We start from the raw sequence: 13,817 nt of genomic DNA, 5'->3' as shown, positions 1-13,817 counted from the left end.
ACCGGTTGTCATGCACGCAGCATGGTCTGGAATCGCCGCATACCGGAAATCCACCGGTCGTAGTCGGAACCCTTGTTGCGATACATCTGCAGTACCTCGGGGTGCGGCAGGATCAAGAAGTGCTCGGCGGCCATCGCCTCGACGACGGTGTCGGCGACTTCCTCGGGAGACAGCACCGCGCCCGCCGTCTTCACCGCCTTGATCGCCAGTTCGCCCGCTTCGGGGTTGTCCGGGATGAGCCCGCCGGTGAGCAGTTGGGTGTCCACGCCCATCGGGCACAGGCAGCTCACGCGAATTCCCTGGTCGCCGTAGGTGACCGAGAGCCATTCCGCGAACCCGACAGCCGCGTGTTTGGTCACCGAGTACGGGGCGGAACCGATTTGGGTGAGCAGGCCCGCCGCCGACGCGGTGGAGATGAAGTAGCCGCTGCCGCGCTCCAGCCAACCGGGGACGAGCAGTTTCGCCGCGCGCACGTGGGCCATCACATTCACGTCGATGGTGCTCGCCCACTGCGCCTCGGTGCTGTCGAGTCCGGGTCCTCCGCCGATGCCCGCGTTCGCGAAATACAGGTCCACCGGCCCGAATTCGCGTTGTGCTGTGGCGATCAGTTCCGCGACGACCTGCTCGTCGGCCACATCGCCACCGACCGCGACCGCGTGGTCGCCGAGTTCGGCCGCCACCTCGGCCGCACTGTCCGCGTCGAGATCGGCGACGACAACGCGCGCGTCGCCGGCGACGAGACGACGAGCGAGTGCGGCGCCGATACCCGCGCCAGCGCCGGTGACGATCGCGACCTTGCCTGCTATCTCCATCCCCGCACCCTATCGGCGCCACCCACGACCCGCACCGAATCCGCAGCCGGTGCGGACTCGTCCCGGCACCCACCGAGGCGAGTCCGCCGATGCGACTGCCGGGACCGCGCGGGTGGAGCGATCGTGGCACCCCGGCGAGTGGTCACCGACCGAAGTGTACGGACGGGGTCCGGTACTCGCTCAGATGCGGCTGAGCAGGGTCAACGGGTCCTCGAGGAAGCCTGCGGTGGTGGCGAGGAAGTGGGCGCCGAGTTCGCCGTCGACCATGCGGTGGTCGAAGCTGAGGCCGAGGGTGGTGACCCAGCGGACAGCGAGCTCGTCGCGGAACACCCACGGGGCTTGCGAATCGAGCCGATGCACAGGATCGCCGCCTCGCCCGGATTCACCAGGGGCACGCCGGTGTCGACGCCGAACACCCCGACATTGGAGAGGGTGAAGGTACCTCCGCGTAGATCGGCGGGGGTGGCGCTGCCGGAGCGGGCTGTCTCGGCCGCCCAGCTGATCTCGCGGCACAGCTCACGCAGGCTCAGTGCCTGCGCCTCTTTGAGATTGGGCACCATCAGGCCGCGATCCGAGGCGACCGCGATTCCCAGGTTCACATAGTGCTTGGTGACGATTTCCTGGTTCTGCTCGTCCCAGGAGGTATTGATTCCCGGATACTCCGCGATCGCCGCCAGTGCCGCTTTGGCGACCAGGGCCAGCGGGGTGAGGGTGAGGCCCTCGAAGGACTTGGTGGTGCGCAGGTGGTCGAGCAACTCCATCGACGCGGTGCAGTCGACGGTGACGAAGGTGCTGGCCTGCGGAATCGTGCGCGCACTGGCCTGCATCGCGGCGGCGGTGCGTTTGCGGATCCCCGTGACGGGGGTGCGTTCCTCGCGAGCGGTCGGCTCGATGAGGCCGTCGGCGTCGGTGAGATGTCCGTTCGACGGCGTCGGCGCGATGTCACCGAGGCGCGCGGGAGTGCGTGGCTGGGTCACCGGCACGGCCGAGCGCACGTCTTCGACGGTGACCGCGCCCTCCGGTCCCGAGCCCGCGACGAACCACAGATCGATACCGAGTTCCTTGGCCAGTCTGCGTGCGGCCGGGGTCGCCGCCGCGCGATGGGCGCTCGGGGTGTTCGACGCCATCGAAGGCGTGGATTTCTTTCTACGCGAAGTGGATTCGGCCTCGGGCCCGTAGCCGACGAGCACGTTGGTTCGCGGCTCGGCGGCGGGTGGCGCGCTCACCTCCAGATCGTTGCGCACCCGGATCAGCGGTGCGCCGACCGGCACGGTGTCGCCCGGCTGGGCCAGCAATTCCACCACGATCCCGGAGAACGGTGACGGCAACGCGACCACCGCCTTCGCGGTCTCCACCTCGGCGATGGTCTGGTTCAGTTCCACCGTGTCGCCGACCGCGACGGCCCAGGACACCAGGTCGCCGTCGGCCAGGCCTTCACCCAGGTCGGGAAGGCGGAACTCGAGAACATGACCGTCGTCGGTGGCGGCTGGTTCCGGCACGAGGGCACCTTTCATCACGCGGCTAGACAGCGATCGACCGCCGCCAGAATGCGGTCGGGGTCGGGCAGATGGTGCTTTTCGAGCTTAGCCGGGGGGTAGGGGATGTCGTAGCCACCGACGCGCAGCACCGGCGCCTCCAAGTGATAGAAGCAGCGTTCGGTGACGCGGGCGGCGATCTCGGCGCCGAGCCCGGCGAACACGGGCGCCTCGTGCACGACGATCAGCCTGCCGGTCTTGTCCACCGATTCGGCGATCGTGTCGACGTCGATCGGCGAGAGACTGCGCAGGTCGATCACCTCGAGCGAATGTCCTTCCTCGGCAGCTATCTTCGCCGCGGTCAGCGCGGTGGCGACGGTGCCGCCGTAGGCGACGACGGTGGCATCCGCGCCACGGGTACAAACCCTGGCCTTGTGCAGCGGCAGATCCGGTTCGCCTTCGAAATCTACGTCGGCCTTGTCCCAATAGCGACGTTTCGGTTCGAAGAAGATCACCGGGTCGTCCAGTGAGATGGCCTGACGAATCATCGAATAGGCGTCGGCGGGCGTACTCGGTGATACAACGCGAAGGCCCGCGGTGTGGGCGAAGTACACCTCGGGTGATTCCGAATGGTGCTCGACCGCACCGATTCCGCCACCGAACGGAATGCGGATCGTCAACGGGGCCTTCACTTTTCCGCCGGTGCGGTTGTGGATCTTGGCGACCTGAGAAACGATCTGGTCGAAGGCCGGATAGACGAACCCGTCGAACTGGATCTCCACCACGGGCCGATATCCGCGCAAAGCCATCCCGAAAGCCGTTCCGACGATGCCGGATTCGGCCAACGGTGTGTCGATGACGCGGTTGTCGCCGAAATCCTTCTGCAGGGTCTGGGTCACCCGGAACACGCCACCGAGTCGGCCGATGTCCTCACCGAGCAAGACGACCTTGGCATCGTCTTCCATCGCATGGCGCAAGCCGGTGTTGAGGGCGGCGGCGAAGGTGGTGATCATGACTGCGCTCCTTCGGCGAGGTGGGCCGAGAACTGTTCGCGCTCTTCGGTCATCAATGGGTGCTCGGTCGCGTAGACGTGGTCGAACATCCGCTCGGGATCGGGGTCGGGCATCTCGATCGTGGCGGTGCGTAGGCGGCGAGTGACATCGTCGGCGTCGTCGGTGACCTGCTGGGTGAACTCGGGGGAGAGGTCGCCTTCCCGTTCGAGGAGCAGACGCACCCGCTCGATGGGGTCGCGTTGTCCCCAGTACTCGGTGTCGGCGGCGGTTCGGTAGCGGGTCGGGTCGTCGGCGGTGGTGTGCGGGCCCATGCGGTAGGTCATCGCTTCGATGAAGGTGGGGCCGCCCCCGCCGCGAGCGCGCTCGACCGCTCGGCGGGTCACGGCGAGGACGGCGAGGACATCGTTGCCGTCCACCTGCACGCCCGGGATGCCGTACCCGTCGGCACGGCGCACCAGTGGCACGTGGCTCTGCACGCTGACCGGTTCGCTGATCGCCCACTGATTGTTCTGGCAGAAGAACACGACCGGCGCACTCCACGCCGCGGCGAATCCGAGTGCCTCGGCGATATCGCCCTGGCTCGTCGCGCCGTCCCCGAAATAGGCGATGGTGGCGATGTCGGCGCCGTCGAGGTGGGCGGCGAAGGCGTAACCGGTGGCATGCAGGCCCTGGGAACCGACGACGATATTGGCATTGGTCATGTTGACCTCGTCGGGGTCCCAGCAGTGGTGGGAGACGCCGCGCCACAGGGCGGTGAGCTGCTCGGGCGCGACACCGCGGCAGTAGGCGACGGCGGTTTCGCGGTAGGAGCAGAACGCGTAGTCGTCGGGGTGCAGTGCGTGCGCCGAGCCGACCTGCGCGGCTTCCTGACCCAACAGGGGCGGCCACAATCCGAGCTGACCTTGGCGTTGCAAGGCGGTCGCTTCGACATCGATCCGGCGGGTGATCACCATGTCCCGATACAACTGCCGCAACCGCTCGGCATCGATATCGGCGACCAGCGCGCCGTGCTCCCTGTCGAAGACCCGACGGCCGTCGGGCTGGACCAGCTGGACCGGGTAGGTCTGCTTCTGCGACATCGTGATCGCCTCCTCGCCACCGTGCCTTGTGGGCCGATGCAGGTACGCCACTTTCGCTGAGTGCGATGTGTATCACTCAGCATCCACGATTATGCGGTGTGCGCAAGCGGTACACGCACACCTGGGCAGAATGCATGGTCCGCCGGGGTTCAGCGCTGTCATACTCCGTTGTATGACCAGTCGTGGACCCGACGTGACACTCGACGCCACCGATGCGCGACTGCTGCGCGAGTTGATCGCCAACCCCCGGGCCACCGGGGTGGAACTCGCCGCGCGCCTCGGCCTGTCGCGCAATACCGTGCAGGCGCGGCTGGCCCGATGGGACTCCGGTGGGGTGCTCGGCAGTTTCGAGCGGCGAGTCGAACCCCGGGCCCTCGGCTACCCACTGGCAGCGTTCGTCGCGGTGGTGGTCGATCAGCACCGTCTCGACGCCGTGGTGGACGACCTCGCCGAGGTTCCCGAGGTCACCGAGGTCTGCGGCATGACGGGGGCGACCGATCTCATCGTCCGCATCGTCGCCCGTGACGCCGACGACCTCTACCGCATCGCGGGCCGAATCCTGAAGATCCCCGGCGTGGAACGCACCAACATGGCCCTGGTCATGCGCGAGTTGGTCGGCCCCCGCACCGGCCCGTTGCTCGACCGATTGGCCGACCCGAGTTAGGTGCCGGTGGGGAGGAAGCGGCGCACGGCAAGGCCCGCCAGGACAGCCCAGAAGGCGCCGCCGATGCCGAAGAGTGTGGTGCCGGAGGCGGCGACGAGGAAAGTGACCAGGGCTGCCATGCGGTGGGCGGGATCGCTCAGGGCGCCGGTCAGCGCCGCCGCGAGAGTCGCGAGCAGGGCCAGACCCGCGACGGTTTCGATGGTGCCCGCGGGGGCGGCGGCGATGAGGGTGACCAGGGCGGCCGACGCCAGGCCGAGGACGAGGTAGGTGGCGCCCGCGGTGGCCGCGGCGATCCACCGGCGTTTGGGGTCGGGCCCGGCCGACGGGGCGGCGGCGAGGGCGGCGCTGATGGCGGCGAGGTTGATCGCGTGGCCGCCCGCCGCCGCGCCGAGGATGGTGCCGATGCCGGTGACGAGCATGGCGGGGCGCCACGGAACCTGGAAGTCGAACGAGCGCATCACCGCGACGCCGGGAATGTTCTGGGAGGCCATGGTGACGATGTAGAGCGGAACGGCGATACCGATGATCGCCTGCCAATGCCAGTGGGGGACGGTCCATTCCACCGTCGGGATCATGGCGGAGGTTTCCAGGTGCCGGTGGTCGGCGACGATGTCGATGCCGGTACCGACCGCCGCGGTCGCGAAGGCGGCGAGCACCGCCCACTTCGGGGCGAAGCGTTGCAACACCAGCCACACCACGATGACCGGAACCACCACCGCGGGTGAGGTGCGCAGTGCCTGCACCGGCGCCAGGCACAGTGGCACGAGGACACCGGCCAGCATCGCCTGGGCGATCGGCACCGGGATCGCGGCGACCAGCGAGCCCAGTCGTTTCCACAGTCCGGTGATGACGATGAGCACGCCGGTCACCGCGAAGGCCGCGACCGCGCCGGGCCAGCCGCCCGCGACCAGTCCGGTGCTCACCAGCAGCGCGGCGCCGGGCGTCGACCAGGCGAGGGTGATCGGGATCCGGTACCGGAAACTCAGCAGCAGGATGCCGATGCCCTGGGTGAAGCACAGCACCAGCAACCCCGAGGCCGCCTGTGCCGGACTCGCCCCGACTGCCCGCAACCCGCTCAGCACCACCGCGAACGAACTGGTGAACCCGACCAGTGCGGTGATCGCGCCCGCGCCGAGAGACAGCGCGATGCCCGTCGGTTTGTCGGCGATATCAGGGGGAGTGGTGGAGACCTGCGACATTGTGCCGATATTGCCCGACGAATCCGCGGTCGTCGCCTGCCAGTCCCGCGAAACTGGACTGATTCACCCGCGCTGTTCGCCGGTCCAGTTCCGTAACCGGCCTGCGTATTTCTCGACTCGGTAGATGCTGCGGGCCGAGCGAGGGTCGGCGGCAGCCACCTCGCGCGCAATCGGTGCCGGAACTCGGGCGGGTGCGTAGGGTATCGGCAACGGTTTCGGGGGGCGGCTGGGAGGAATGGTAGTGAGTACGGTGTTGATCTCTGCGGCGGAACTTCGGGAAGAGCTGGCGGACAAGGTGATCCATCTACTCGATGTGCGCTGGGCGCTGGGTGATCCGGACGGTCCGCAGCACTATCTCGACGGGCATATTCCGGGCGCGGTGTTCGTCGATCTGGAGACCGAGTTGGCCGCCGCCCCATCACCCGCCCGCGGCCGGCACCCGCTGCCCGACCCCGGCACCTTCGAGAAATGCGCGCGCAGTTGGGGAGTGAGCGACGGCGAGCCGGTGGTGGTGTACGACGCGACCGGTGCGACGGCGGCCGCGAGGGCGTGGTGGCTGTTGCGGTGGGCAGGTGTGGACGACGTGCGCATCCTCGATGGTGGATTGCCCGCCTGGACCGCGGCAGGCGGGGCGCTCGCGACCGGCGCCGAACCTGACCCGATCGGTGGTTATCTGGTGGTGCGTCCCGGCGGGCTGCCGGTGATCGACGCCGATGCCGCCGCGAAGTGGCCGGGCGTGCTGCTCGACGCGCGAGCCGGTGAGCGGTATCGCGGCGAGGTCGAACCGATCGACCCGCGTCCCGGGCACATCCCCGGCGCGGTCAGCGCGCCGACCGTCGAAAACCTCGATGACACAGCGCATTTCCGTAGCGTCGAAGAACTGCGAACCCGATTCGCGGGATTCGGTGAAGGCCCGGTCGCGGTGTATTGCGGCTCCGGCGTCACCGCTGCCCATCAGATCGCGGCGCTCGCCGTCGCGGGCATCGACGCCGCGCTCTACCCGGGCTCGTACTCGCAGTGGTCGAACGACCCCAAGCGGGCCGTGGCCACCGGGGCGTAGGCATTTTCGGGGAGTCCGCCGCCGACCCTCGGCCGTACCCGCCTGCTCGTATCGGCCGCGGGTTCACGGGCAGCCCCGGGCGACTTCGTGGAGGGTCGCGTTGTCCGCGGCGGTGATGGGCAGGTTGTAGTCGACTGCCACCGTGAGGTATTTGGCGGCGTAGAAGCAATGGTTGGGGCGGGCGGGCGGTAGCCATTCGGCGGGGGTGTCGTCGCCTTTGGACTGATTGGTGGCGGCTCCGGTCGCGAGGAGATTCACCGCGAGGTCGTTGGCGAAGCGGCGTCGCCTGTCGGGGGTCCAGCGGGCGGCGCCCATGTCCCAGGCGGCGGCCAGTGGGTAGACGTGATCGATCTGGACGCGGCCCCCGTCGGACTTGCTGAAGGGGATGTCGGTGGCGGTGTAGGGGTCGGTGAGAATGCCTGCCACGACGACGCAGCGACCGCGATGCACTACCTCGCGCAATTGCGCGGCCAGGACATTGTTGCGGGTGTCGCAGCCGTCGTGGCCGCCGGGCGCGTCGGAGTCGTCGGTCCAGGCCGGGCCGAAGACGCACGCCTGGCCCGCCTTGCAGCCACGTTCGTAGCCGCCCGGTCGAGGGCGCGCGGCGATGACGCGCACGGAGTCGAGCAGGGCGGTGACCTCGGCTCGCGTGGGGCTGCCCGGTGCGGGAGCGACCGGCTCGGCCGGTCCGATCACCCCACACCCGGCGACCGCGAGCACTGTGACGAGCGACCACGCCTGTTTCCCCATACCCGCATGTTGTAGCCGGTGGCACCGACAACAACCACGGGGCGAGGGGAACAGTCGCGTCAGTCGAGGGCGCGGCCTATAACCAGGCTCGGGCCAGCAGATCGTCGGCGGCCAGTTCGGCCGGATGGGGCGGGAAGCGTGTCGCGGCGATCGAGGAGACATGGGCGCCGTCGTGGCCGACCAGCCAGGAGCCGCCACGGTCTTCGCATTCGGCGATCTTGGCGAAGACGGTGAGCAGGAAGGTGATGGATTCCCTGGGGTCGATGGTGTGGGCCAGGCGCTGGGATTCGCCGGGCCGCGACAGATCGAGCCAGACGCCCGCTTGGCCGTCCAGTCGCATGCCGAGGATCTTCGTGGTGTCGATGAAGGTGAATTTGCGCCGTTCCCATGGGGTGTTGGGTGTGTAGCTCTGCTCGAGAACCTGGAGCAGAATCGTCATCGCTGCCCTCCGCACGAATTACAAGGGGGTCATCGGCCGAACCGGATCGAGGCCGGTTCGCCTGGGTCGGTATGGAGTTGTCGCCGGTGGGTATTCCGGCCGTGACCAGGGGTTATTTAAGTATGTTCCCGTTGCGGCGAGAAATCCAGAGGTATGGCGGCCGTGATCGGTGTCGGTACCGCCTGCTTGGATGGTGTCCATGCTGCACGGTCTGTGGTCCCCCGAATCGGGCCTGCTGCTGTGGCACGACGGGGAGCCGGTCGCCGTGGGGTCGGTGCTCGGCGACATCCTGGACCGCGCCAGATTCCGCCACCGTGCCCAGGTGCTCGTCGTGGATGCCGCGGGGCAGTCCGGCACCGCCGAGGTTCGCGCGCACGCGCTCGCGCCACCGACGGCGGCCGTCGTGCTGCGCAGCCGACTGCCGCGCGAGAACATCTCCGGCGATCTGCGGTTCCTCGCGCACGTCGCGCGCGGCGTCGAACGATGGGTGCGGGCCGGCCGCGTGGTACCCCAGATCGAGCGAGCGGACGGTCAGTGGTGGGTGCGCTGGCGGCTGGTCGGCGGACAACGTCAGCGGGCGTGGCTGGCCGAGCTGGCCACCGCGATGCCGCCGGCGCTGCGCGTAGCCGGTCCACCTACCGCGGTGCTCGAGGACCTGTGCGCCCACCTCACCGACCCGATCGCCCGCGAATATCTCGGGCATCGCACCATGACACACCCGCTGCTGGCCGCGCTGATCGCCGATACCCCGCTCGACGTCGGGTCCTACCGCCTGTCGGAAACCTTGACGCTGTGGCGCGAGGGCTACGCCGCCGACGAGCCGGAACTCGTGCTGCGACTGTGCGAACCCGACGGCGAGTTCGGCACCGCCGACGAATCGGTGGCGCTGTGGCGGCTGCAGGTGTGCCTGCGCCCGGTCGACGACGCACCCGCACCCGTTGTCTTCGACGACGATCCGGTGCTCGTGCGAACCGCGGCGGAGAAACTCGGCCAGGCCCGCAAGGCCTACCCGCGCCTGCGTGACCTGCCGACCGATCCGCGCGGTCTCGACCTGCTGCTCCCGACCGAGGTGGTCGCCGATCTGGTGGCTCACGGCGCGCATGCCCTGCAGGAAGCCGGCATTCGACTACTCCTGCCGCGCGCCTGGAACATCGCCGAACCGAGCATGCGGTTGCGGGTGAGCAGCCCCGCCGCCGCCGAATCCACGGTCGGCCTCAGCGGACTGCTCTCCTACCGTTGGGAATTGGCGCTCGGCGATCTCGTGCTCACCCAGGCCGAGATGGAGCGGCTGATCAGCAGCAAATCCGACCTGGTCCAGCTGCGCGGTGAGTGGGTGCAGGCCGATCACCGAGCGCTGGCCGCCGCCGCCCGCTACGTCGCCCAGCACGCCGACGACAGCCCGATCACCCTGGCCGACATGATCGGTGAACTGGCCGCCGAACGCGTCGACAACGTCCCGGTCACCGAGGTCACCGCCGACGGGTGGGCGGCCGAATTGTTCTCCGGGGAAAGCGAACCGGAGCCGGTTCCGGTGCCGGTCGGCCTGAAGGCTCAGCTGCGCCCGTACCAGGAGCGAGGGTTGAGCTGGCTGGCTACCATGAGCCGACTGAACTGCGGCGCGATCCTCGCCGACGACATGGGCTTGGGCAAAACCGTGCAGGTCCTCGCGCTGCTGGTCCACGAGCGCGAGGTCGGCGTGGCAGGCGTGCGACCGGCGGCCATGGGCGAGTCGGCCGTCGGACCGACGCTGCTGGTGTGCCCGATGTCGGTGGTCGGCAACTGGCAGCGGGAAACGCAGCGGTTCGCGCCCGACCTGCGCGTGCTCGTGCACCACGGCCCCGGACGCCTCACCGGCGCGGAATTCGCTGCGGCGGTGGCTGATTCGGACTTGGTCATCACCACCTACGCGCTGCTCGCCCGCGACGTCACCGTGCTGAGCGAACAGCGGTGGGAGCGGATCACCCTCGACGAAGCACAGCACATCAAGAACGCCGCGACCAGGCAGGCGCGGGCGGCACGAGCGCTCACCGCTCGACATCGGTTGGCGCTCACCGGAACTCCGGTGGAGAACCGCCTGGAGGAACTGCGCGCCCTGTTCGACTTCGCCATGCCGAAACTGCTCGGCAGTCCGCAGTCGTTTCGCGCCAGGTTCGCCGTGCCGATCGAACGCGAACGCGACCAGCAAGCCATCGACAGGCTGCGCTTGATCACCGATCCGTTCGTGCTGCGCAGGCTCAAAACCGATCCGACGGTGATCAGCGACCTGCCGGAGAAGCTGGAGATGACGGTGCGGGCCAACCTCACCGTCGAACAGGCCGCGCTCTATCAAGCCGTGGTCGACGACATGCTGGACAAGCTCAAAGACGCGAAAGGCATGGCGCGCAAGGGTGCTGTGCTCGGTGCGCTGACCCGGCTCAAACAGGTCTGCAACCACCCCGCGCACTATCTGGGCGACGGCTCGCCGATCCTGCGCCGCGGCGGCCACCGCTCCGGCAAGCTGGCGCTGGTCGAGGACGTGCTCGACGCCGTACTCGCCGATGGTGAGAAAGCCCTGCTCTTCACCCAGTTCCGCGAATTCGGCGACTTGATCCTGCCGTATCTCACCGAACGATTCGGCACGCCGATCCCGTTCCTGCACGGTGGTGTGGCCAAGCAGCGCCGCGACGACATGGTCACCGGCTTCCAGAGCGAGAACGGGCCACCGCTGATGTTGCTCTCGCTCAAGGCCGGCGGTACCGGCCTCAACCTCACCGCCGCCAATCACGTGATCCACCTGGACCGCTGGTGGAATCCCGCGGTCGAGAACCAGGCCACCGACCGCGCGTTCCGGATCGGCCAGCAGCGCGCCGTGCAGGTCCGCAAGCTGGTGTGCGTCGACACCATCGAGGAGCGGATCGACGAGATGATCAACGGCAAGAAGCAATTGGCCGATCTGGCCGTCGGCGCGGGGGAGAACTGGATCACCGAGATGAGCACCGACGAACTGCGTGAGCTGTTCACCCTCGGCGCCGAGGCGGTGGGTGAGTAGATGGCCGACTTCAGCCAGTTCGGCCCGCGTAAGCCGGTCCGCGGTGGGGCCCGGGCTCGCGGCGGATTCGGCCGGACCTGGTGGGGTAAGTCGCTGCTCGACGCGGTGGAGAAGGTGGCCGACGCGGGCAGGCTCTCGCGCGGACGCACCTACGCCAGGGTCGGGCAGGTCGTGAACTACCGGATCGAACGCGGTGCGGTGACGGCGGAGGTGCAGGGCAGCCAGCCGAGCCCGTTCACCTCGGTACTGTCGATCCGACCGCTGCGCGAGGACGAGGTCGAGCTGTTGCTGGCCGAGATCAGGGAGGCGCCGGGCATGCTCGCCGAGATCGCCTCGGGCGCGCTCCCGCCCGCGCTCGGCCCACACCTGCTGCCGACCACAGCCTCGGAACTGGACTTCACCTGCAGCTGCCCGGACATGGGCTGGCCGTGCAAGCACGTCGCCGCGGTCTGCTACCTGCTCGCCGAGCGCCTCGACGAACAGCCGAGCGAGATCCTCACCTTGCGCGGCCTCGACCTCGACACCCTCATCGGCGGGGTCGAGAAATCCGCGCGCACCACCGATTCCGATGACCCCTACGGCGACGACTTGGTGCTGCCCGAGCTGCCACGCGTGGAGTTCCACGCCGTCATCGAGGACCTCGACGCGATTCCACTGCGCCGCGCGCTGCGCATGTGCGCCGAGGACGAACCGACGGCGGCATCCGGCCTGCGTGAATTACGTTCTCTCTACGCCGAATTCGACAGCTGAGTCAGCTCAACTCGTACTCGAACCAGATGTGGTGAGCTCCTTCGGCATCCACATACAGCGCGCCGGTCCCGCTGATGCCGGTCAGGTCCCCGGTGCCACTGGCGGGGACGATGTGGAAGAACTCCGCGGTGCGGTCGGTGCCACCGGTGGTGGCGGAGTGGACGAAGTTGAACGCGCCGGCCTTACCGTTGAGCGCACCCTCGAACGACTCCATCGCGAGGTAGGTGCCCGCGCCGGTGTTCATGTCGAAGGCCGCGGTGAACAGCGTCGCCGAGAGCCCTTCGATCTCACCCGCGTAGGACTTCGTCATGGTCGAGACGCCGACCGGCATCCCGGTGACGACAGGGGGCTGTGGCGTCAGTTCGGTGGGCTCGAACGCGGTGATCTCGAAGGTGCCGATGGCTTTCATGCGCCGATGGTAAACCCGGCCACCGACAGCGCTCGGCGATTCACCCCGGCTGATCGACCCGGTAGAACCGGGCAGCGTTGCCGCCGAACACCTTCCGCAGGTCAGCGTTGCTCGCGCCTGCGTCACTCAGACCCGTGGACACCATCTCGACCGCCCCGCTGATGCTGGTGATCGGCTTGTCGACCGGGAAGTTCGACCCCCAGATCAGCCGGTCGGCACCGAACACCGCCCATGCGTGCGCCAGCAGCGGACCGACCCGTGCGAGCAGCGTCGGCACTGGCGTCGGGGTGCCGCGCGGCGGTACCGGATGCCCGAGCACCGGCATCATCAGCCCACTCAGCTTGGCCACCACATTCGGCTGTGCGGCCAGATCGGTGAGATCCTCGCGCCAGCGTTCGAACAGCGCCTCCCGCTGTCCGGCGGTGTGCCCGGTGTTCTTGCCGACCGGGCCGAAGATTCCCGCCGGCGTCCCCAGATGGTCGAGCACGATCGGCACCTCGGGAAACCGTTCGGCCAGCGCCGTCACCTCGGGGAGCTGCCCCGAGTACACCCACGCGTCGAACGAGAGCCCCCGCTCGGCGAGTTGCCCGAAGCCGTTCAGGAAGGCACGGGAGGTGAGCACGCCGTCGTGGGCGGCGAACGACTTCACGTCGGGGTCGGGGTGATGGGCGACCATCGTCCGGATGCCACGAAACAACGGCGACGCCGATTGATGCGCGTCGAGCACCGCACCGAAACCCTCGGCGTCGGGGTCGGCCGAGCCGACGATCGTCGCCAAGGCGGGTGTGTCGACGCCGAACGGCAGGCTCGCCACCCACCGCGTCTCGTCGGGCTTCCAGCCCGTCCACTGCACCTCGATTTCCACCACCGATGCGACCGGCGTATCGCCCAGGTCGTCGCGGTAGTCGGCGGGCAGATAGGGCTGCAGGTAGGCACCCGGGTGGCCGACGAATTGGCGGTCACGGCGCGGGGCCAGCTTCGCCGCGATATCGACCGGCACCGGCAGCCGGCGCATCAGCTTGGCGAGCTTGCTGAACTCGCGTGGTGTGGCATGCGGATCCCACTGGTGAATATGGGCATCGATGATGTCGAAATCGGTCAGATCCATGCTGTGCGTCCCATCGCCGCCGCTGGCATTG

At 68.5% G+C, this 13,817-nt stretch carries 12 protein-coding genes and 1 pseudogene; 4 read left to right on the top strand and 9 right to left on the bottom strand.

All coding sequences use genetic code 11. From position 1 onward, the window contains the following. Window positions 1-8: 8 nt before the first annotated feature. The 4 genes and pseudogenes from ACFWUR_RS24575 to pdhA all read right to left on the bottom strand — a co-directional run bounded on the left by ACFWUR_RS24575 (window position 9) and on the right by pdhA (window position 4,379). Window positions 9-812, bottom strand: coding sequence for an SDR family oxidoreductase (locus ACFWUR_RS24575; protein WP_378909887.1), 804 nt, complete (start codon window positions 810-812; stop codon window positions 9-11). A 180-nt stretch (window positions 813-992) separates the two neighbouring features. After that, window positions 993-2,326 (bottom strand): annotated as a pseudogene (locus ACFWUR_RS24570) (dihydrolipoamide acetyltransferase family protein). After that, complete coding sequence (locus ACFWUR_RS24565; RefSeq protein ID WP_378909886.1) at window positions 2,326-3,300, bottom strand: alpha-ketoacid dehydrogenase subunit beta; 975 nt, start codon at window positions 3,298-3,300, stop codon at window positions 2,326-2,328. The pseudogene ACFWUR_RS24570 and the gene ACFWUR_RS24565 overlap by 1 nt, the downstream one beginning before the upstream one ends. Continuing rightward, window positions 3,297-4,379 (bottom strand): pyruvate dehydrogenase (acetyl-transferring) E1 component subunit alpha, encoded by a 1,083-nt coding sequence (pdhA, locus tag ACFWUR_RS24560; RefSeq protein WP_378909885.1) that lies wholly within the window; start codon window positions 4,377-4,379, stop codon window positions 3,297-3,299. Before pdhA ends, ACFWUR_RS24565 begins: the two co-directional genes overlap by 4 nt. Before the next feature lie 172 nt (window positions 4,380-4,551). Between pdhA and ACFWUR_RS24555 the strand changes: the two genes are divergently transcribed. Next, window positions 4,552-5,043 carry an Lrp/AsnC family transcriptional regulator gene (locus tag ACFWUR_RS24555; protein WP_378909884.1) on the top strand — a complete coding sequence of 164 codons (492 nt, stop codon included), beginning with the start codon at window positions 4,552-4,554 and terminating at the stop codon, window positions 5,041-5,043. On the opposite strand, the gene ACFWUR_RS24550 is transcribed toward ACFWUR_RS24555, so the two are convergent. Continuing rightward, window positions 5,040-6,242: a benzoate/H(+) symporter BenE family transporter gene (locus tag ACFWUR_RS24550; protein WP_378909883.1), complete on the bottom strand. Its 1,203-nt coding sequence runs from the start codon at window positions 6,240-6,242 to the stop codon at window positions 5,040-5,042. The genes ACFWUR_RS24555 and ACFWUR_RS24550 overlap by 4 nt on opposite strands. A gap of 235 nt (window positions 6,243-6,477) precedes the next feature. Here ACFWUR_RS24550 and ACFWUR_RS24545 point away from each other — a divergent pair, with 235 nt between their 5' ends. Next, window positions 6,478-7,302 carry a sulfurtransferase gene (locus tag ACFWUR_RS24545; protein WP_378909882.1) on the top strand — a complete coding sequence of 275 codons (825 nt, stop codon included), beginning with the start codon at window positions 6,478-6,480 and terminating at the stop codon, window positions 7,300-7,302. Window positions 7,303-7,365: 63 nt separating this feature from the next. Here the strand turns inward: ACFWUR_RS24545 and ACFWUR_RS24540 are convergent, their stop codons facing one another. After that, window positions 7,366-8,052 carry an HNH endonuclease family protein gene (locus ACFWUR_RS24540; RefSeq protein WP_378909881.1) on the bottom strand — a complete coding sequence of 229 codons (687 nt, stop codon included), beginning with the start codon at window positions 8,050-8,052 and terminating at the stop codon, window positions 7,366-7,368. A gap of 76 nt (window positions 8,053-8,128) precedes the next feature. After that, the gene (locus ACFWUR_RS24535; protein ID WP_378909880.1) at window positions 8,129-8,491 is read right to left on the bottom strand and encodes a hypothetical protein; all 363 of its coding nucleotides are present in this window, start codon (window positions 8,489-8,491) and stop codon (window positions 8,129-8,131) included. A gap of 190 nt (window positions 8,492-8,681) precedes the next feature. Here ACFWUR_RS24535 and ACFWUR_RS24530 point away from each other — a divergent pair, with 190 nt between their 5' ends. Beyond that, the gene (locus ACFWUR_RS24530; protein WP_378909878.1) at window positions 8,682-11,519 is read left to right on the top strand and encodes a DEAD/DEAH box helicase; all 2,838 of its coding nucleotides are present in this window, start codon (window positions 8,682-8,684) and stop codon (window positions 11,517-11,519) included. Beyond that, a complete protein-coding gene (locus ACFWUR_RS24525) occupies window positions 11,520-12,269 on the top strand; it encodes an SWIM zinc finger family protein (RefSeq protein ID WP_378909877.1) in 750 nt (249 codons plus the stop codon). A gap of 1 nt (window position 12,270) precedes the next feature. Here the strand turns inward: ACFWUR_RS24525 and ACFWUR_RS24520 are convergent, their stop codons facing one another. Next, on the bottom strand, window positions 12,271-12,678 hold the full coding sequence (locus ACFWUR_RS24520) for a DUF3224 domain-containing protein (protein ID WP_378909876.1): 408 nt from the start codon (window positions 12,676-12,678) through the stop codon (window positions 12,271-12,273). Between the two features lie 40 nt (window positions 12,679-12,718). Next, the gene (locus ACFWUR_RS24515; protein ID WP_378909875.1) at window positions 12,719-13,786 is read right to left on the bottom strand and encodes an amidohydrolase family protein; all 1,068 of its coding nucleotides are present in this window, start codon (window positions 13,784-13,786) and stop codon (window positions 12,719-12,721) included. Window positions 13,787-13,817 lie beyond the last annotated feature (31 nt).

This window comes from Nocardia sp. NPDC058633 (genome assembly GCF_042717045.1).
GTDB lineage: Bacteria > Actinomycetota > Actinomycetes > Mycobacteriales > Mycobacteriaceae > Nocardia.
This window is presented reverse-complemented; position numbering and strand designations above follow the sequence as displayed.

Excerpts from the sequence above, each read along its gene's own strand:
- ACFWUR_RS24575 (WP_378909887.1), bottom strand. The coding sequence starts at position 812 with ATGGAGATAGCAGGCAAGGTCGCGATCGTCACCGGCGCTGGCGCGGGT.
- ACFWUR_RS24565 (WP_378909886.1), bottom strand. The coding sequence starts at position 3,300 with ATGATCACCACCTTCGCCGCCGCCCTCAACACCGGCTTGCGCCATGCG.
- pdhA (WP_378909885.1), bottom strand. The coding sequence starts at position 4,379 with ATGTCGCAGAAGCAGACCTACCCGGTCCAGCTGGTCCAGCCCGACGGC.
- ACFWUR_RS24555 (WP_378909884.1), top strand. The coding sequence starts at position 4,552 with ATGACCAGTCGTGGACCCGACGTGACACTCGACGCCACCGATGCGCGA.
- ACFWUR_RS24550 (WP_378909883.1), bottom strand. The coding sequence starts at position 6,242 with ATGTCGCAGGTCTCCACCACTCCCCCTGATATCGCCGACAAACCGACG.
- ACFWUR_RS24545 (WP_378909882.1), top strand. The coding sequence starts at position 6,478 with ATGGTAGTGAGTACGGTGTTGATCTCTGCGGCGGAACTTCGGGAAGAG.
- ACFWUR_RS24540 (WP_378909881.1), bottom strand. The coding sequence starts at position 8,052 with ATGGGGAAACAGGCGTGGTCGCTCGTCACAGTGCTCGCGGTCGCCGGG.
- ACFWUR_RS24535 (WP_378909880.1), bottom strand. The coding sequence starts at position 8,491 with ATGACGATTCTGCTCCAGGTTCTCGAGCAGAGCTACACACCCAACACC.
- ACFWUR_RS24530 (WP_378909878.1), top strand. The coding sequence starts at position 8,682 with ATGGTGTCCATGCTGCACGGTCTGTGGTCCCCCGAATCGGGCCTGCTG.
- ACFWUR_RS24525 (WP_378909877.1), top strand. The coding sequence starts at position 11,520 with ATGGCCGACTTCAGCCAGTTCGGCCCGCGTAAGCCGGTCCGCGGTGGG.
- ACFWUR_RS24520 (WP_378909876.1), bottom strand. The coding sequence starts at position 12,678 with ATGAAAGCCATCGGCACCTTCGAGATCACCGCGTTCGAGCCCACCGAA.
- ACFWUR_RS24515 (WP_378909875.1), bottom strand. The coding sequence starts at position 13,786 with ATGGATCTGACCGATTTCGACATCATCGATGCCCATATTCACCAGTGG.